The 17,266-nt window shown below is 56.9% G+C and carries 15 protein-coding genes; 4 read left to right on the top strand and 11 right to left on the bottom strand.

Annotated features, from left to right (window positions below; all coding sequences use genetic code 11):
* Nucleotides 1-2: 2 nt before the first annotated feature.
* From mutS to miaB, 5 genes are all read right to left on the bottom strand, one after another.
* Nucleotides 3-2,582 carry a DNA mismatch repair protein MutS gene (gene mutS / locus ETC00_RS04375; protein ID WP_171564729.1) on the bottom strand — a complete coding sequence of 860 codons (2,580 nt, stop codon included), beginning with the start codon at nucleotides 2,580-2,582 and terminating at the stop codon, nucleotides 3-5.
* Between the two features lie 116 nt (nucleotides 2,583-2,698).
* Nucleotides 2,699-3,991: a putative amidoligase domain-containing protein gene (locus ETC00_RS04370; protein ID WP_253264231.1), complete on the bottom strand. Its 1,293-nt coding sequence runs from the start codon at nucleotides 3,989-3,991 to the stop codon at nucleotides 2,699-2,701.
* Nucleotides 3,992-4,113: 122 nt separating this feature from the next.
* Nucleotides 4,114-4,674, bottom strand: coding sequence for an outer spore coat protein CotE (gene cotE, locus ETC00_RS04365; protein WP_171564728.1), 561 nt, complete (start codon nucleotides 4,672-4,674; stop codon nucleotides 4,114-4,116).
* Between the two features lie 123 nt (nucleotides 4,675-4,797).
* Nucleotides 4,798-5,235 (bottom strand): YlbF/YmcA family competence regulator, encoded by a 438-nt coding sequence (locus ETC00_RS04360; RefSeq protein WP_171564727.1) that lies wholly within the window; start codon nucleotides 5,233-5,235, stop codon nucleotides 4,798-4,800.
* Nucleotides 5,236-5,242: 7 nt separating this feature from the next.
* On the bottom strand, nucleotides 5,243-6,754 hold the full coding sequence (miaB, locus tag ETC00_RS04355; protein ID WP_171564726.1) for a tRNA (N6-isopentenyl adenosine(37)-C2)-methylthiotransferase MiaB: 1,512 nt from the start codon (nucleotides 6,752-6,754) through the stop codon (nucleotides 5,243-5,245).
* Nucleotides 6,755-6,986: 232 nt separating this feature from the next.
* On the opposite strand from miaB, the gene ETC00_RS04350 reads away from it, so the two are divergent.
* Together ETC00_RS04350 and ETC00_RS04345 are read left to right on the top strand one after the other, a co-directional pair.
* The gene (locus ETC00_RS04350) at nucleotides 6,987-8,210 is read left to right on the top strand and encodes an S-layer homology domain-containing protein (RefSeq protein WP_171564725.1); all 1,224 of its coding nucleotides are present in this window, start codon (nucleotides 6,987-6,989) and stop codon (nucleotides 8,208-8,210) included.
* A 144-nt stretch (nucleotides 8,211-8,354) separates the two neighbouring features.
* On the top strand, nucleotides 8,355-9,197 hold the full coding sequence (locus tag ETC00_RS04345; RefSeq protein WP_171564724.1) for a lipoate--protein ligase family protein: 843 nt from the start codon (nucleotides 8,355-8,357) through the stop codon (nucleotides 9,195-9,197).
* 62 nt (nucleotides 9,198-9,259) lie between these two features.
* Here ETC00_RS04345 and ETC00_RS04340 read toward each other — a convergent pair whose 3' ends face one another.
* Nucleotides 9,260-9,946 (bottom strand): hypothetical protein, encoded by a 687-nt coding sequence (locus tag ETC00_RS04340; protein ID WP_171564723.1) that lies wholly within the window; start codon nucleotides 9,944-9,946, stop codon nucleotides 9,260-9,262.
* Nucleotides 9,947-10,232: 286 nt separating this feature from the next.
* On the opposite strand from ETC00_RS04340, the gene cbpB reads away from it, so the two are divergent.
* Nucleotides 10,233-10,703, top strand: a complete 471-nt coding sequence (cbpB, locus tag ETC00_RS04335; protein WP_171564722.1) for a cyclic-di-AMP-binding protein CbpB — start codon at nucleotides 10,233-10,235, stop codon at nucleotides 10,701-10,703.
* Between the two features lie 76 nt (nucleotides 10,704-10,779).
* On the opposite strand, the gene ETC00_RS04330 is transcribed toward cbpB, so the two are convergent.
* The 3 genes from ETC00_RS04330 to ETC00_RS04320 all read right to left on the bottom strand — a co-directional run bounded on the left by ETC00_RS04330 (nucleotide 10,780) and on the right by ETC00_RS04320 (nucleotide 13,403).
* Complete coding sequence (locus ETC00_RS04330) at nucleotides 10,780-11,859, bottom strand: YheC/YheD family endospore coat-associated protein (RefSeq protein ID WP_171564721.1); 1,080 nt, start codon at nucleotides 11,857-11,859, stop codon at nucleotides 10,780-10,782.
* Nucleotides 11,860-12,064: 205 nt separating this feature from the next.
* Nucleotides 12,065-12,628, bottom strand: coding sequence for a tRNA 5-(aminomethyl)-2-thiouridylate-methyltransferase MnmM (gene mnmM / locus ETC00_RS04325; protein WP_171564753.1), 564 nt, complete (start codon nucleotides 12,626-12,628; stop codon nucleotides 12,065-12,067).
* A gap of 25 nt (nucleotides 12,629-12,653) precedes the next feature.
* On the bottom strand, nucleotides 12,654-13,403 hold the full coding sequence (locus ETC00_RS04320) for an MBL fold metallo-hydrolase (RefSeq protein WP_171564720.1): 750 nt from the start codon (nucleotides 13,401-13,403) through the stop codon (nucleotides 12,654-12,656).
* Between the two features lie 52 nt (nucleotides 13,404-13,455).
* Between ETC00_RS04320 and ETC00_RS04315 the strand changes: the two genes are divergently transcribed.
* Entirely contained in the window at nucleotides 13,456-14,493 is a 1,038-nt protein-coding gene (locus tag ETC00_RS04315) for a YkvI family membrane protein (RefSeq protein ID WP_171564719.1), read from the top strand.
* A gap of 85 nt (nucleotides 14,494-14,578) precedes the next feature.
* Here ETC00_RS04315 and ETC00_RS04310 read toward each other — a convergent pair whose 3' ends face one another.
* Together ETC00_RS04310 and ETC00_RS04305 are read right to left on the bottom strand one after the other, a co-directional pair.
* Nucleotides 14,579-15,445, bottom strand: a complete 867-nt coding sequence (locus ETC00_RS04310; RefSeq protein ID WP_171564718.1) for a 2-oxoacid:ferredoxin oxidoreductase subunit beta — start codon at nucleotides 15,443-15,445, stop codon at nucleotides 14,579-14,581.
* Nucleotides 15,417-17,195, bottom strand: a complete 1,779-nt coding sequence (locus tag ETC00_RS04305) for a 2-oxoacid:acceptor oxidoreductase subunit alpha (RefSeq protein ID WP_171564717.1) — start codon at nucleotides 17,193-17,195, stop codon at nucleotides 15,417-15,419. The genes ETC00_RS04310 and ETC00_RS04305 overlap by 29 nt, the downstream gene beginning before the upstream one ends.
* Nucleotides 17,196-17,266: the final 71 nt, after the last annotated feature.

Genomic DNA, 17,266 nt, shown 5'->3' with positions numbered 1-17,266 from the left:
CGTTACGTTTTTTTCAGGCGCTGTCTCCACTCATACAGCTTCAGCATGGCTTCCATCGGCGTCATCTGGTTCAAATCCAGTTCGCGCAGCTCTGCCATCACGGTTTCTTCATCCGGCGACAGGCGGGACACGGGCTCCTCCTTCGCTGCGGACACAGGAGCCGCCCACAGCGCGTCCAAGGTCATCTGCACCTCCTGTGCCGATGTCGCGGCTGCATTCGCTTCCAGTCCGGCGAGAATCTCCCGCGCCCGCTCAATCACCCGGCCGGGCATCTCCGCCAGTTCGGCCACGTGGATACCGTAGCTTTTGTCCGCCCGTCCCGGCTCGATTTTGTGCAGAAACAAGAGCTTGCCGTCACGCTCTTCGCAGCGGGCGTGCACATTGACCACGCCGGGAAGCGACTCTTCCAGGCCGGTCAGCTCGTGATAGTGCGTGGAAAAGAGCGTCTTGGCTCCGATCTTTTCGCGAATGTACTCGATCACTGCCTGCGCCAGCGCCATTCCGTCATAGGTGGACGTGCCGCGGCCAATCTCGTCCAGCAGGATCAGGCTTTGCGCGGTCGCTTTTTGCAAGGCGTGTTTGGTCTCCAGCATTTCCACCATGAAGGTGCTGTGTCCGCCGACCAGGTCGTCGGCTGCACCGATCCGGGTAAAAATCTGGTCCACCAGCGACAATTTCGCCGCTTTCGCCGGAACAAAGCAGCCGATCTGCGCCATGATGACGATGAGCGCGATCTGGCGCATATACGTGCTCTTTCCGGCCATGTTCGGGCCGGTAATGAGCAGGATCTGTCTGTCCGACTGGTTCATCTCCACGTCGTTGGCGACGTATTTTTCCCGATCCAGCACCGCTTCCACGACCGGGTGGCGCCCTTCGCGGATGACGCACTCGCCGGTCGTGACGAGTTCGGGCCGCACATAGCCGCGCTCCTCGCTGACAGTGGCAAATGCCTGCAGCACGTCCACGGCGGCAATGCGTTCAGCCAGCCCCTGCAGGCGGGGAATGTGGGTGGCCACTTCGCTGCGGATGGCGGTAAACAGCTGGTACTCCAGCTCCACCATCTTTTCTTCCGCTTCCAGGATGAGCGCCTCTTTTTCCTTCAGCTCCGGGGTGATGAACCGTTCGGCATTGGCCAGTGTCTGTTTGCGCTCGTAGCGGCCGGCCGGCACGTTTGCCAGGTTGGCACGGGATACCTCGATGTAGTAGCCGAACACCTTGTTGAAGCCTACCTTCAGCGAACGGATGCCGGTTGCTTCCCGCTCCGCCTGTTCCAGTTGGGCAATCCAGTTCTTGCCTTCGCGGCTTGCCGTGTGCAGCTTGTCCAGGTACTCGTCATAGCCGGGCCGGATCAGACCGCCTTCGCGCACGGAAACCGGCGGGTCGTCAACCAGCGCCGACCGCAGGAAAGCAGCGATGTCGGCGCACTCGTCCATCCCTTCGGCCAGTTCGGTGAGCACGCGGGAGCCGGCGTTCAGCAGAAGCTGCCGCAGTTCAGGCACCGCTTCCAGCGACAAGCGAAGCTGCACCAGGTCGCGGGCGTTGGCGTTGCCGTACGAGACACGTCCCGCCAAGCGTTCCAGATCGTAGACCCGATCCAGGCAGGCGCGGACGTCGGAACGCAGCAGCATATCCCCTTTCAAATGTTCCACCGCATCCAGCCGTGCTTCCAGTTCGCTTTTGTTCAACAGCGGCCGCTCAATCCAGCGGCGCAGAAGACGTCCGCCCATGGCTGTCTCGGTACGGTCCAGCAGCCACAGCAGCGAGCCTTTTTTGGACTTGTCGCGAATGGTTTCGGTCAGCTCCAGGTTGCGCCGGGAAAAGTTGTCCATCTGCAGGTACTGCTTGGCGTCATAGCGCTTGATCAGCCTCATGTGGGACAAACTTCGCTTCTGCGTGGAACCGATGTAGTGCAGGAGCGCATTTACCGCGAGGCGCATCGCCAGATCCAGCTCGCGCGCCTGATCCTGATACTGCTGATCGACGGCAAATGCGTTCACCGCCCCGGTTTCTATGTACGTGACCGGCATGTCGGGCTTCAGGTCCTGCGACAGACCGCACACCACCAGTTCCTTCGGCCGGTACTGCATCGCCTCGTCCAGCGCGGCTCCCGCCGTGCCAAACAGCGAGGTGACGTACATCTCGCCCGTGCTCATGTCACAGGCGGCAATACCCATTCGGCCGTCCGCTTCGGCGATCGCCGCCATGTAGTTGTTTTCCTTGTCCGTCAGCCATTTCCCCTCCATCATGGTCCCCGGGGTAATGACGCGGGTCACTTCGCGGCGGACGACACCCTTGGCCGCTTTCGGGTCTTCCACCTGTTCGCAGACAGCCACCTTGTACCCTTTTTTCAAAAGCTCGGCAATATAGGCGTCAGCCGAGTGATGCGGCACACCGCACATCGGGATACGCTCGTCCCCGCCGCCGTCCCGGCCGGTCAGCGTAATCTCCAGCTCACGCGAGGCGGTGATGGCATCGTCGAAAAACAGTTCGTAAAAATCACCTAAACGAAAAAATAAGAAAGTATCCGGGTACTCACGCTTGATCGCCAGATACTGTTGAATCATTGGGGTATACTGAGCCATGTTTTCAAATCTCCTAGCCTGCAATCTCGCCTGTACATTATAGCACGTCCGGCCGGGGAAGTTGAACCTCTTCCCCGCAGATCAGATGCGATTCGCATTCAGGTCAATATGGTTGCTCAGCCGATTTCCCAGGCCTTGCGCAGATCCTGCCCGGCCGGCCACGTTTCTCCCGCGAGCAGATAGGCAAAATAGCAATCGAGCGGGTCCCGGCTGTCGCGGTAGCAAGCGAGGCTTGAAAGCTCTTCCCATATGGCTTTCACGTACGGTGCCAACGTCTGTTTGTCGCCGCGGTAATACGCCCTGATGAGCGACACATCCAGATGAGGGCGGGCCGTCAACTGCTCGTGACAGGCGGCCACCAGCCGGGCGAGGTGCAGGATGCCTCGCGTCACATCCGGATGGACCAGCCAACTGGGCAGGGTGCGGTACTCAAACCCGCCGTGCGTCTTCTCCCGGATGTCTCCGAGGAATCCGTATCGGGGGCGCCGCTTCAAGCAGCCGGGGTCTTCCACCATGACCAACGGCAGGGCGAGATAGGCGTCCAACTTGCGGAGCAGGGAAAAGTCGAGGGCCACGCCGCTGAAGTGGATGTGCCCGCCGACGGGATAGCCGTCGAACGGCATGCCGCCCGCCAGCCACTCCACCGTCCTGTCCGTGATCTTGCGGCGGGCGAGCAAGAGCGCCTTCCGGATGCGGGCAAACAATTCATCCGGGTCGTCGGACGGCTCCGGACGCAGTTCGGCCAACGGGTGCTGATGCAGAGCCAGCTCTTCCCGATACCGGGTGGAATCGCACCCGACCACCCCGCCTTTGCCCATGTAGTCGGAGGCCAGTACCATCGAGCCGTCCGCTCCCCTCAGGGCAAACTCCGGGTCCGCTCCCAGCATCAGCCTGTCAGCGCTGCGCCTCTTTCTCTGGTTCAGCCACCAGTCCCGCGCCTCCCGCATAAACCGATCGGACATTTGGGCAGGCCAATACGGCGATACCCGCACCACTTTGACACGATGGGGCGAAGCTGCAGTCAGCAGCACTTCTCCGCACTCCAGCCCCGTGGCGTACAGGGCACGCACCGCCAGCTTGACGGCCACCTGCGCTTCCGGATCATTCGGCAGCCGCTCCACCGGCTCGAAGTGCTGCTCGCCCCACGGCTGGGACAGCCAGTGCGCCTTCTCCAGACTTTTTTCCAGGTGCAAGAGATGAAACTGATACAGTTGGACGCGATAGATCCGTGTCCCCGGCTCCGGACCAGCCTTTGCCGTCGCGATGCCGCTCATTTTGAGCAGTTTGTTGGCCTGGTTGCCCTTCGACAAACGATCAATGGCCGCCTTGAAATTGGTCGGCATCACTTCGGTGTTGTATCGTCCGCCTGTCCCGGATGGCCTGCCGTTTTCACGTACGTGGATAAACATCATCCATCACCCCCGCTCTGCTGCTATAGCCTATGTGGCCCAGGGAAAAAAAGTGTGTGCCGGGACGGTTGCCCCGCCTGACCACCCGAAAAAAAGAAAAAAGAGGAGATGTGCCTCTCCTCTTAATCCAATTCGTCGAGCAATGTGGCCGAATCAAAGTCGTCAAACTCGTCGCTGCTGTCTTCGTAGTCACCGAGCAGGTGGAAGTCCTTGTCATCGCAGTTGTTGCAAACGACCACACACACTTTGGTTTCGCCAATAATTTCGACGGCAAATTCACTTTCCACTTTCACCGTGACAGTACCACCGCCGCTCAGTTCGGCTTTGACGCACTTCGGCTGTTCCACAGCCCGGGCGATAATTTCCAGGTCGCCGCGGCAATGTTTGTCGAAGAACGTAAGCGGAACGAGTACGGAGAACTTGACGGTTTCCCGCGTGACGTCGGTTTGGGTGTTATTGGCAAACGAGTACCACAGGTTGACGTCATACGTACCAGTCACTTCAACCGCATCCCCCGCCAGCTCCGCCTGGAAGTTCGTGTTTATCATCCAGCATCCGAGGACAGTCGAAGGAGTATGCGACGGAATGATGGTGTGGGTCGTTTGGGAGAATTTATGACCTTTACCGCAGACGGCTTTTGCGATGAGTTCCCGGCACTGCAGGTCTTTGTCTATACCCGACATTTCTTTACCTCCTCCATACAACGTTTCTGTACATTTGTATGCAGGGCATTCGACTAGGGTGCAAACACCCACTGTCATTTTGGGGAGGATTGTCGGGAATTGATCGCGCCGTTTATTCGCCTGTTACGAACAGCAGCCGCGGGATTTTTCCGGTCCGCCGCCTGTTTCGCCGGTGAGCGGATTGCCGCCGGTGTCCAGGATGATGCGTTCGGACACCGTGTTGGCGATCACGTTTGTGACCATCTGCAGCAGATCGTTCACGTCCACTTGAGACTGCTTGAATTCAGTAACGATCGGAATTGCGTCCAGTTCCTCGTGAAGCTGGTTGTACTCCGCTTCCACTTTTTTCGCCAGCTCCGGTTTGTTCATCGATTCAAACATGACCATCTGTTTTTGTTTCTTCTTTAATTCCGCGATCAGCTCCTGAACGCGTTCGTTGTGTTTGATCTGCTGCTCGGCCCGTTTGTAGAAATCGACTTCCTTGGTGCGGGCAATCATTACAGCCAGTTCGCGGGCCTTTTCCAAAATCTCGTTGTGTGTGTACAGGCTTGTTTGTTCCATCGCTCCATTACACCTCGACTTTTGTCACGATCTCTCCGTGCAGGGTCCACGTCTTCACGTCCGTGATCCGTACGTGAGCGAACTGACCAATCAGCGATTTGTCGCCGACGAAGTGCACCAGCTTGTTGGACCGGGTGCGGCCAGCCAGCACATTGGGGTTGTTTTTCGATTCGCCTTCCACCAGCACCTCGACGACCTGGTTGTGCAGCTTCTGGTTCTGCTCCAGGCTGATCTTCGCCATCAGCTCGTTCAGGCGGTAGAGACGCTCCTTTTTTACCTCCATCGGCACGTTGTCTTCCATGACGGCAGCCGGCGTACCTTCGCGAGGCGAATAAATGAAGGTATAGGCGGAGTCGTAACGGACCTCTTCCACGAGGGAGAGCGTTTCTTCGAATTGCTCATCAGTCTCGCCGGGGAAGCCGACGATAATGTCCGTGGAAAGCACCACGTTGGGAATCGCCGCTTTAATTTTACGCACCAATTCCAGGTAGTGTTCGCGCGTGTATTTGCGGGCCATCCGCTTCAGCACTTCGCTGGAACCGGACTGGACAGGCAGGTGGATGTGTTCCACCAGATTGCCCCCTTTGGCCAGGACTTCGATCAGACGGTCGTCAAAGTCGCGCGGGTGGCTGGTGGTAAAGCGGATGCGCGGAATGTCGATCTTGCGGATCTCGTCCAAAAGGTCGCCGAAGCCAAAGTGGATGTCTTGAAAATCCTTTCCATACGCATTGACGTTTTGACCGAGCAGGGTGACTTCCTTGAAGCCTTGGCGGGCCAGTTCGCGCACTTCTGCGATCACGTCTTCCGGACGGCGGCTGCGCTCCTTGCCGCGCGTGTACGGCACGATGCAGTACGTACAGAACTTGTCACAGCCGTACATGATGTTGACCCAACCCTTGATGTTGCCTTCGCGGATCTTCGGCATGTTTTCGATGATGTCGCCCTCTTTGGACCACACCTCGATCACCATTTCCTTGCTGAACATGGCGTCGCGCAGCAGCACCGGCAGGCGGTGAATGTTGTGCGTACCAAAGATGAGGTCAACATGCGGGAAGCTTTTCAGGATCTTGTTGACCACGCTTTCCTCCTGCGACATGCAGCCGCAGACGCCGAGGATCAGGTTGGGGTTGTTGTTTTTCACCCGCTTCATGTTGCCCAGTTCGCCAAACACCTTGTCTTCGGCGTTTTCCCGGATCGCACAGGTGTTGAACAGCACTACGTCCGCATCTTCTGCTTCTTCGGCCGGGCTGTAGCCCATTTGCTGAAGAATCCCGGCGATTGTCTCGGAGTCGTGCTCATTCATTTGACAGCCGTAGGTGCGTACGTAGTAGCGTTTGCCTTTCCCGATATCCTTCATGTCTTCCGGAATGGCGAAGTCGTAATGCACCTTAACCTCTTCCTTGCCGCGTTTTTTCGCGTCTTTCAAGGAAGGGGGCTGGAAGTACTTGGCGTAGTCTGCTGTTGTTTTCGGGGACTTGCCGGATTTTAAGTCCGTAGTCGCCTCAGTTTTCATTGTCATCTGTCTATCACCTCAGTAAGCATTGGTTTTACGGTTTACCATCAACACATTATAGCATAGAACATTTTATTTTAACGAATAAATCAGGAACTTCCAGTGAATCTTTCTGGAAAACCATTTTCCTGCGACTTTTTTCACATTTTTCTGAATCGGGCTGGTCCACGTGCAACATTGCCGACCCGTCCGCCGTCTGAATAGCAGCAAAACGATATATCCCGAACAGGAGGTTCCCATGAAGCGAGTCCTATCTGTTTTTCTGGCGGTTCTGATGATTCTGACTCTCGTGCCGTTCGTTCAGGCGGCGCCCTCGTTCTCCGATGTGCCCCGCAGCCATTGGGCCTACAAGGAAATCACCGAGATGGCGGCCAAAGGGATTATCAAGGGGTACGAGGACGGCAAATTCCGGCCCAACAATCAGGTCACACGCGCTGAATTTGCCAAGATCATGATTGCCGCGGCCGGCGTGGACATTCGCAAGAACAAGGTTAGTCAAACGTTTGTGGATGTGCCGAAGTCGCATTGGGCGTTCCTTTACGTGGAGCATGCCAAGCCATACCTGACAGGCTACAAGTCGGGCACCCGCTACTACTACAAGCCGGATCAGTACGCCGTCCGGGAAGACATCGCCGTGGCGCTGGTTCGCCTGCTCGGCTACGACCGCACGCACAAGGCGGACCAGGACGTGTTGAAACGTTTCCGCGACCATGAGCGAATTTCGCCCAACCTCCGCCCGTACATCGCCATCGCGATCCAGACCAATCTGATGAAAGGGTACAACAACGAGTTCCGTCCGCTTGATCCGATCACCCGCGCCGAAGCAGCCTCGCTCCTGTACCGCGCGCTTCTGGACCGAAACGATGACGAGACCAAAGTGGTTTTCCCCAACCCGGATAAACCGGAGCTGCCGCGCAGTGTAAGCGACAACTTCAGCGATACCGAACTGAAAAACTGGGACACCGATCATGCCGTCGGTACCTGGGGCGTCGTCAACAAGCAGGTGACTGCCATTTCCACCGAGAAAAATCTGCATCACTATTTCCTGCCGCTCATCTGGGATGAAGACAAAAACACGAAACGTTACGAATTGACCGTCGATGTCAACGTGAGCGGCTCCGATGGGCTGGGTGGCGTGTACTTCAACGGCAAGAACGGCGCAGCCCATGTCGTCTTCGTCAACAAAGACCGCGTCACGCTCGCCCGCGTGGAAGACGCCAAGGACGCCGACATTGACGTGATCGCGTCCGGTTCCTACAAGCTGAAAACGAGCAACCGGCTGAAAGTGGTCGTCGACGGCGACAGCGTCTCCATCTACATGAACGACCAGTTCCTCTTCAGACAGCAAAAAGTGAAACCAGAGGGTACCAAGCTGGGACTCTATCTGCAGCGTAACGCAACCAAAGACGCGCCGCGCAGCATCACCTATCTGGATAACTTCTCCTTTACAGCACAGCCGTGACGCCGCACCGCTTCCGTTTCCAGGGACCCCTGAGCGGAAGCGGTTTTTTCTTTCCCGGCAAACTTGCTGCGGTGCAGATCACTAGAAATGAACAAGGTACAGTTGTATAATGGTAGCGATTCTTGACCGGGGAAGGAGTTTCCTATGACCTTTACTGTTACTCAGCCGTTCCGCTGGATGGATTCCGGTGTCTATCGGGACAATCCGCTGGAGCCGCTGATTCGCGACGAAGCGCTGGCTGCTTACATGAACCGGGACGACGCCCAACCAGTCATCCACCTGTGGGTGTACGACAAGGCGCTCTTCCTGGGCCGCCGCGACGCCAAACTGCCGCGGCTGGAACAGGCGCTGCGCCAATTTGGTCTAGACGGCTTTGGCTGCGTGCTGCGCTCGTCCGGCGGAGCCTGTGTGCCGCTGGACGCGGGCGTGCTCAACCTCGCCTGTCTGCTGCCCGACACGTCGATTGCGATCGACGCTTTTTTCCAATTCGTCGCCCGGATGCTGCATGTGGGATTGCGCGAGTACGGCGACATGCAGTTTGGCGAAGTGACTGGTTCCTACTGCGCGGGCGAATACGACTTCTCGATTGGCGGCAAAAAAATCGGCGGCATGGCCCAACGGCGCACCCGCTTCGGGTCGATCCTGCAATTGTGCATCAACGTCGAGGAACAGCCGCGCGGTGCGTGGATGGAACGCTTCTACGCGAAAGCCGGCCTCGCTGACATGGACAATCACCGTCCCATTCCCTTCATCGACGGGAACACAGTGGGCAGCATCGCCGGATTGACCGGCCGCCCCGTTACCGTCTCGGACGTCAAGGAACGGCTGCTGACCGCCATCCGCAGGGAGTGGCCGATCAGCCCCGCACCGTTTGCCGTGCCCAAGACACTGGTGGAAGAATCCCGGCACCATCTCGCCGAGCGGTTGGGGTTGTTCGCGTTTACGGCGGATGAACTGATCAGGCCCGACTGGCATTTGCCGGGCTGATCCCCTATCATACCATGCACAGGGGAAAAGCGCCTCGTAAAGAGAGGCGCTTTTGATTTGCGTCACTTTTCGAAACGGTTAGACCGCTCATTGTAGCGCAAGAGTTCGTAGGAGCTTTTTTCCATCAAAGAGAAGCCGGTTTGATCAAGTGTACGTTCCAGCTGAAAATAGATCATCGTATGGCGCCTGGGGTCAATCTGAACGGTACCGTCCAGCAGTTCTGTCGTCTCTCCCTGTTTACGCCGGTAGGCGGCCACACCGCTCCACACTTCCTGATAGCCGGAAGACGTTTTTCGCAGCACGTACAGCGTGCGCTCCTGACCGTGGCTGGCCGGTTTTACCGTCGTCACCACCAGGTATCCGCCGCCGGCTTGCTGGAGACTGAAGAGAGGTTCATTCTTGCTGTAGGCGGGCTGATAGTCTCCATCTTCGCTTGCGTACACGACGAACAAGCCTTTTTCACCGTCCAGCGTGAGTGAACCGGCCAGATCGACGGGCTGCGAAGTCGACTGGTTCTGTGTAACCGGCGGCAGCGTCATGACATGTATCCGATCCGGCATTACGCGGGAGCGCAGTGAGGTGTCCAGCCGTTCGCGCATGTCTTCCACCATCCACGCAGGCACAGCCGACGTGCCCAATGCCTGCTCCGAGTGGCCGGCTGGCTTGATCAGCAAACGGCCGGCCAACAGCCCTATTCCGGCCGATACCAGCATCATCAAGGCGACCGCTCCCCAGATGGGTTTACGCATGACTATCCAACTCCTTGCATACATACAAAAAGACAATAGGCGTCCATCTGTAATACGATGGAACCAGCCATTCGGTTACACGTCCATCCGACCAACGTCCCGCGTACGGCACAAGGTCCTGCGAACAAGGTCCGCTTGTTCCCCGCCTTGAACGATTGTACGACATACTGCCGGGCTTTTTTTCAGGCAGGACTACCGTACGCTTACGCCATACGGTATCATAGAAGTGAACCACAAGGGTACGGTACTGCCGTGCCGTCAGAGACGAAAAAAGGTGGTGGATTGTTTGAAGCAGGTTGAGCAATTGCTGCACACCAAACTCAACGAATTGGTCATCGCTTCGACCAAGGTGGCCCACGTGCAGTTGGGCAATTCACTGGAACACGCGCTGCTCGTGCTTACCAAAACCGGATATTCTGCCATACCCGTACTGGACCACTCCTACCGGCTGCACGGCCAGATCAGCACCACAATGATCGTCAACAAGATATTGGGACTTGAACGGTTTGAATATGAAAAGCTGTCCGACTACACCGTCGATGACGTGATGAACACCAAAGTCCCCCGGATGAAAGAGTCAGATGAGTTTCTCAAAGCCTTGGAGATGTCGATTAATCATCCGTTTATCTGCATCGAGGATGACACCGGGATTTTTCAGGGCATCCTGACCCGCAGGTCGATTCTCGCGGTCCTCTACCGCCACTTCCGCAACCTCCCCTCCCCTGCTGCGGAAAAACAATTCACCGATCATTCATGAATACAGTAAGCGACAATTTACTCCGCTCGCCATGAAAAAAGCAGACCTAGTCCAGTTTGGCCCAGGTCTGCTTGCTCTACGGACGTGTCTGCCTGCCCCTTCCATTCCCGGCAAGCAGGGAACGCGCGTATTCCATCGGATGACGATAGGTTTTTTTAAACATGGCCAGTTCTCCCGCTTTGCAAAACGAATACCGCTGGTCCCGCACATTTATCTCAATCAGATACGGGTGGCCCTGCCTGTCGATGCCCATGTCCAGTCCCAGATCGGCAAGCGACGGAAAGTGGCGCTGATACTGCCTGGCAATCTCGACAGCCGCCCGTTTGATCCGCTCAACCACCTCTTTCTGCTGCTCGGCGGTAAACAGCGGCTCCAGGGCCCGTGATAAGGGAACGGCACGTCCGCCGCGAGCCAGGTTGCTCAATTTGTTTGCCCGATTGGCCACCTTGGCGACCAGGCCGCTAACCGTCCACTCCTGATTTCCGTTTTTCTGCACCGACACGCGGATGTCAAATGTCTTGCCCTGGTAACGGGCAAGCGGCACTCCCTGCTGAATAATAAACCGCCTTTTGCCCACCCACCTGGCCGCTTCGGCCATCAGCCTCTTGCGGGACAAGGTTCTGTTCCGTCTGAACGCGATAAACCTGTAGGCGTTGTTGTGCCGTTCAATGCGGGCAACGCCAATCCCCACCGAACCAATCGCCGGTTTGACGTACACTGTCTGATACCGGTCCAAAAACATGCGAAGCCTCTCTGGTGTGAACAACACCGTATGCGGCAGGTAGGTACGGATGGCGGGATTTTTCCACAGCATCTGGTGTACCCTCCATTTGTCCCTCACCACCAGCCCGTTAAACACGGTGCGCGTCCTGCTCAGCCGGCGGATCGTGGCCCGTATCCGCCCGTTTCTGGACAGCACGCGGTTGTGGATCACCTTCGGCACGTTCACCAGGCGGGGAATTAATCGGCTTCCATTCCAAAAATGACCCAGCACCGTCTGTCCGCCTGGCCGCACATGGCGCGGATGAAAAAAGACCGGCTCCATCCCCAGTTCCTTGCAAATCTCCGCGTAATAGGGAAGACGTTCGTAAGACTTGTCGCCTCTGATGCCTCTCTGCAAGACAGTCCAATCCAACATGATGCCTACTCGGTCCACGGTCATCCCCCTTGCTGCCATTCCTCACCCTATTGATATGAGTGACACATGGCTAGCGCGTGCCTATTTTTGCTCACCGTGGTGCATTACGGGGGAATGGATCTGCCGGGAGCGCGCCCAACCGACAGCCAGGCGACACGATTTTGCCCATGCCGCCACGGCTGTCGTATCCTGCGCTTGCCCGGGAAACGCAATGACGCGATCGCTAGATAACGGGCCGCCGCTCAATCGCCAGCAAAAACGGCGCCTGATTCTGCTGGTTGATGTACTGGTACTTCAATACCAGGTAATCCAGCTGGCTGAGTGTCTGGCAGTACGCCTCCACTGCCTCTTTTTCCACCTGGCCGGCAGGGTGGCCCCAGTATATCATCACCGTCATGATCCCGCCTGGCCGCAGGATTTTTAGCCCTGCTTCAATCGCCCGGATCGTGCTCGCCGCCTGCGTCGTGATGGCCTTGTCTCCGCCGGGCAGGTATCCGAGGTTAAACATGATTGCTGCAGCCGATACATCCAGGTTGGCCATCTCTTCGTGGCTGGCCAGTTGCAGCTGCACCCGCTGCAGCACCCCTTCCCGCTCCAGCCGCTGACGGGTCTTTTCCATGGCCAGCGGCTGAATGTCGTAGGCGATGACTCTCCCCTTTTCGCCGACCAGTTGGGCGAGAAACAGGGTGTCGTTGCCGTTTCCCATCGTCGCGTCGATAACTGTCTCATTTTCTCCGACGCGTTCGCGAATCAATTTTCGTGCTACTTCCAATACGTTGGGGAACAACGTCATTCTCTCCTCTCCTCATGCATTACAGCCGGATTTGCAGGCCAAACCGGGCGATGTGGCACGTACCCGTCCGGTATACATCCGCTTCCGCCCGCACTTCCTCCTCCGTGTAAGCAGGCCACAGATGGGTAATCAACAAGGATCGGCAGGCCAGCGATTCCGCCACCTGCGCTGCCTGCCGCACGGTGAGATGACCATGGGGCTCTGCCGGCTTGTAGCGCTCCAAGAACGTTCCCTCGCAGATAAACAGATCGGCCTGCCGGGCAAACGGGTCCCACATCGTATTCGGTCCGCTGTCTGCCCCGTATACCAGCGTTTTTCCCCCGGCTTCCAACCGCATGGCATAGCAGGGGTCACCATCCCCGTGGTCCGTGCGAAGAAAGCTGATCTGCACGTCCCCCACGGTCACTTGCGACTTTTCGTCTACGGGAACCAGGCGGGTTGCTTCCCGGTAAGTAAGCCCTGCTGCTTTTTCTGCCGGCTGTCCCGGCGCGTAGATCGGCAGCGGCTGATCGGGCGAGCGATCGCCCACCCGTTGATGAACCATCAATCCGTACTGCAAAACCCCGACATCTGCCACATGATCGTGATGAAAATGAGACAGCAGAAGCGCATCCAGCTCGTAGATCGGGAGCAACTCTCCCAACTTGGCCAGCACGCCGCTGCCGCAGTCGAGCAGCAGGGTGGTGTGATCAGTTTGCACCAGATACCCGGGGGTGGCACCGCCTGGCCCCGGATATGGCGACTGAAAGCCTAACACGGTTACCAGCATATTCACGTCGCTTCCTTTCATAGGATGAATTAAGTGGGACAGGAGGTTTGACATGCAGCAATCATGGAAAGCCGCTCTGCAAATCGCCTTTACGTATATTGGTACAGTGGTAGGCGCCGGTTTTGCCTCAGGAAAAGAGATCGTCGAATTTTTTGTCCGGTACGGCACGCAGGGTTTCATCGGCATCCTGCTCGCCTCGCTGCTGTTTGTGTGGGCAGGTGTGAGCATCATGCTGATTGCCTACCGGATTCAGGCCAATTCCTATCAGGATGTGAGCACGTACTTGTTCGGACGGGCCATTGGCACCGTGTTCAATACACTCCTGCTTACAGTCCTGCTCGGCACCACGTCCGTCATGCTGGCCGCCACCGGAGCGATCTTCTGGGAATCGTTCCGCCTGTCGCCGCAGGTGGGCATCTGGATCAGCATGGTGATGACCTTTTTCGTGGCGCGGAAAGGGTTGTTTGGCATTCACTCGGTCAACAGTCTCTTTGTTCCCCTGTTGATCGGCTTCACCCTGCTCGTGTTTTTGTACACGCAGCCGTGGAACGACACTGGTCCGCAGGTGGTGAGCATCCGTCCGTGGGTCTGGCTCAGCTCTCCTCTCTACTATGTTGCCTTAAACGTTGCGCTGACACAAGCAGTGTTGGTGCCGATCGGCAGGGAGAGCGAGAGCGAACGGCCGCTGATTTGGGGAGGCATTTTGGGAGGAACAGGCATCGGCATCCTCTTGCTGCTCTCGTACGCCTCCCTGTCAGCAGGAATGCCGGGAATCGGCGAAGCGGAGATGCCGATGATTGCCCTCCTGCAGAGCGTGGGTAAAGGAATTCCGTTTTTCTTTTCCCTGCTGGTGTACACCGAGATCTTTTCGACGCTGTCTGCCAACGTCTTTGGCTTGTCGGAACAGGTAAACAAGACGACCGGCCTGCGCAGACCGGTCGTGGTCTTTGTCATCCTGCTCGTCTGCTACGCTGTCAGCTTCATCGGCTTCGGGCCGCTACTGCGCTTTTTGTACCCGTTGTTTGGCCAGCTTGTCCTGCTGTTTTTGTTCATGCTCTTTGTCCGCCAAGTCTGGAACCGCTCTGTCTGAACCCTGCCGGGCCGCGTATGGACAAAAACCCCGACAAAAAAACCTCTCCGCGCGGGAGAGGTTCTTTCGCTTACGATTGTGCTGCTTAGGCAAATTCTGCAACCAGTTTGGCGAAATCTTCGTCGGAGATGCGGAGGTCTTGTTTGACCAGCCCTTCTTCCTTGAAGCCCGGAACCAATTGCTCGTAAGATTTTTGTTCGGTGTTTTGGTAGATCAGACCGGTGATCAGGCCTTTGTACTGCATGGAGTAGGACATGGCCTTGATGCGGTCATGCGGATCGTAGCCTTCGATGGTATCCACCGGTACGATGTTTTCCTTGAACCAGTCGTACGTGTTCACCTTGTTGTAGGTCACGCACGGGCTGAACACGTTGATCAGGGAGAAGCCTTTGTGCTTGATCCCCATTTCGATCAGTTCGGTCAAGCCTTTCAGGTCGCTGGAGAAGGATTGGGCAACAAACGTTGCGCCTGCGGACAGCGCCAGCTCAACCGGCGAGATTGCCGACTCGATGGAACCGCTCGGAGTGGACTTGGTCACGAAACCGGTCGCAGAACGCGGAGAGGTTTGCCCTTTGGTCAGACCGTAGATTTGGTTGTCCATCACGATATAGGTAATGTCCATGTTGCGGCGAATGGCGTGAACCGTATGGCCCATCCCGATGGCGAAACCGTCACCGTCACCGCCGGCAGCAATAACCGTCAGTTCGCGGTTTGCCATTTTCAGCCCTTGCGCGATCGGCAGGGCGCGGCCGTGTACGCCGTGGAATCCGTAGCAGTTAATGTAGCCGGAAATACGACCGGAGCATCCAATACCCGAAACGACCGCCAGCTGTTCCGGTTCCAGGCCCACGTTGGCAGCGGCGCGTTGGATGGCCGCCTGCACGGAGAAGTCACCACAGCCTGGGCACCAGTTCGGCTTTACGTTATTGCGAAACTCTTTCATAGTCGCCATGTTTAATCAGCCCCTTAACTTCGGTATAGATTTCCTTCGGCAAGAACGGGTTCCCGTCGTATTTCAGCACGGATTTGATTTTTTCTTCGTGTCCAACGTTCAGTTTGATCAGGTTGGCCACTTGCGCTTGCGCGTTGTGTTCCACGACGATTACTTGTTTTGCTTTTTCCACGTACGGTTTCAGTTGTTCGGCCGGGAACGGATGGATCAGGCGGATTTGTGCGTGGTTCACTTTTACGCCCTCTTGTTCCAGACGACCTTTTGCTTCCTGGATCGTGCCAATGGTGGAGTTGATGCCCACGATCAGCACGTCAGCTTCTTCATGCGGAGCGTCGAAGGTGATCGGGTTCTTGAAGGCTTTCAGCACGCCTTGCAGTTTGCGCATCCGTTTATCCATTTGCTGCACGCGGTTTGCAGCGTTCTCGGACGGACGACCGGTTTGATCGTGCTCAACCCCTGTCACATGGTGCAGGCCGTATTTTTGACCCGGCACCACGCGCGGAGAAACGCCGTCTTCGGTCACTTCGTAGCGCTTGAACAAGTCGTTTTGCTCTTTCGGCGGAAGTTCTTGTCCAGCCAGGAGCTTGCCGCGGCGGATTTCCACTTTGCTGTAGTCAAACGGCGTAACCGTCTGTTTGCCCAGCGACAGCGTCAGGTCGGTCAAGACGATAACCGGCAGTTGGAATTCTTCCGCGATGTTGAACGCCTCAGCCGTGTCATAGAAGCACTCTTCCACCGTGCTCGGAGCGATCACCACTTTCGGAATATCGCCATGCGTACCGTAGATCATGGCGTTGACGTCGGATTGCTCTTGTTTGGTCGGCATACCGGTAGACGGGCCGCCACGTTGGGTGTTGACGATGACCACCGGTGTTTCGGTGATACCGGCAAGGCCAATTGCTTCCATCATCAGGGACAGACCCGGGCCGGCAGATGCAGTCATGGCGCGCACGCCGCCGTAGTTGGCGCCGATTGCCATGGTGATGGCTGCGATTTCGTCTTCGGTCTGGATAACCGTACCGCCAAACTTCGGCAGTTTTTTGATCAGATATTCCATAATCTCGGAAGCCGGGGTGATGGGGTAAGCCGGCATGAAACGACAACCCGCTGCCAGTGCGCCAAGTGCGATCGCATCGTTGCCGATCATGAAGAGCTGCTTTTGACCGTCAGCCTTCTCCAGTTGGAATTCAGGGAGTTGTCCACCCGTCAGTTCATTGACGTATTCAAATCCGCGGCGAATGGCTTCCATGTTCTTTTCCACCACTTTTTCGCCTTTGCGGAGGAACATGTCTTCAACAATATTGCGGAAGCTTTCCACTGGAATGCCGAGGATGGCAGCAGACGCACCAATGGACACCATGTTCTTCATCAGGGACGTTCCCAACTCGTCGGCAATTTCCGTCAGCGGCACCGTGAAAAAGCGAACCGCTTTCAAACCTTCCGGCAGTTTCGGGTTAAATTTCGAGTCCGCGATGATGATGCCGCCTTCGCGCAGCTCGTGCGCGTTGAAGTCGATTGTCTCCTGGTCGAACGCGACGAGGATGTCCAAATCGTCGGAAATGGCGCGCATCGGTTTGGTGCTCACACGAATTTTGTTGTTGGTGTGTCCACCTTTGATCCGGGAAGAGAAGTGACGATAGCTGTACAGATGGTATCCCATCCGGTTCATCGCCATGGAGAAGATTTCACCGGTACTCTCGATACCCTCCCCTTGCTGTCCTCCAACTTTCCAGGAAAGTTGACTAATCATTCAGATTCCACCCCTTCAGTGACTGTGAGAAAAAGCTGCCCCACCTTACCCGACAGGTTCCGATAAGATGT

Source organism: Brevibacillus sp. MCWH, assembly GCF_013096935.1.
GTDB classification, from domain to species: Bacteria; Bacillota; Bacilli; order Brevibacillales; family Brevibacillaceae; genus Brevibacillus; species Brevibacillus aydinogluensis.
This window is presented reverse-complemented; position numbering and strand designations above follow the sequence as displayed.

What these genes read in the sequence shown, in the direction of transcription:
- mutS (WP_171564729.1), bottom strand. Translation starts at nt 2,582, where the DNA reads ATGGCTCAGTATACCCCAATGATTCAACAGTATCTGGCGATCAAGCGT.
- ETC00_RS04370 (WP_253264231.1), bottom strand. Translation starts at nt 3,991, where the DNA reads ATGTTTATCCACGTACGTGAAAACGGCAGGCCATCCGGGACAGGCGGA.
- cotE (WP_171564728.1), bottom strand. Translation starts at nt 4,674, where the DNA reads ATGTCGGGTATAGACAAAGACCTGCAGTGCCGGGAACTCATCGCAAAA.
- ETC00_RS04360 (WP_171564727.1), bottom strand. Translation starts at nt 5,235, where the DNA reads ATGGAACAAACAAGCCTGTACACACACAACGAGATTTTGGAAAAGGCC.
- miaB (WP_171564726.1), bottom strand. Translation starts at nt 6,754, where the DNA reads ATGACAATGAAAACTGAGGCGACTACGGACTTAAAATCCGGCAAGTCC.
- ETC00_RS04350 (WP_171564725.1), top strand. Translation starts at nt 6,987, where the DNA reads ATGAAGCGAGTCCTATCTGTTTTTCTGGCGGTTCTGATGATTCTGACT.
- ETC00_RS04345 (WP_171564724.1), top strand. Translation starts at nt 8,355, where the DNA reads ATGACCTTTACTGTTACTCAGCCGTTCCGCTGGATGGATTCCGGTGTC.
- ETC00_RS04340 (WP_171564723.1), bottom strand. Translation starts at nt 9,946, where the DNA reads ATGCGTAAACCCATCTGGGGAGCGGTCGCCTTGATGATGCTGGTATCG.
- ETC00_RS04320 (WP_171564720.1), bottom strand. Translation starts at nt 13,403, where the DNA reads ATGCTGGTAACCGTGTTAGGCTTTCAGTCGCCATATCCGGGGCCAGGC.
- ETC00_RS04315 (WP_171564719.1), top strand. Translation starts at nt 13,456, where the DNA reads ATGCAGCAATCATGGAAAGCCGCTCTGCAAATCGCCTTTACGTATATT.
- ETC00_RS04310 (WP_171564718.1), bottom strand. Translation starts at nt 15,445, where the DNA reads ATGGCGACTATGAAAGAGTTTCGCAATAACGTAAAGCCGAACTGGTGC.
- ETC00_RS04305 (WP_171564717.1), bottom strand. Translation starts at nt 17,195, where the DNA reads ATGATTAGTCAACTTTCCTGGAAAGTTGGAGGACAGCAAGGGGAGGGT.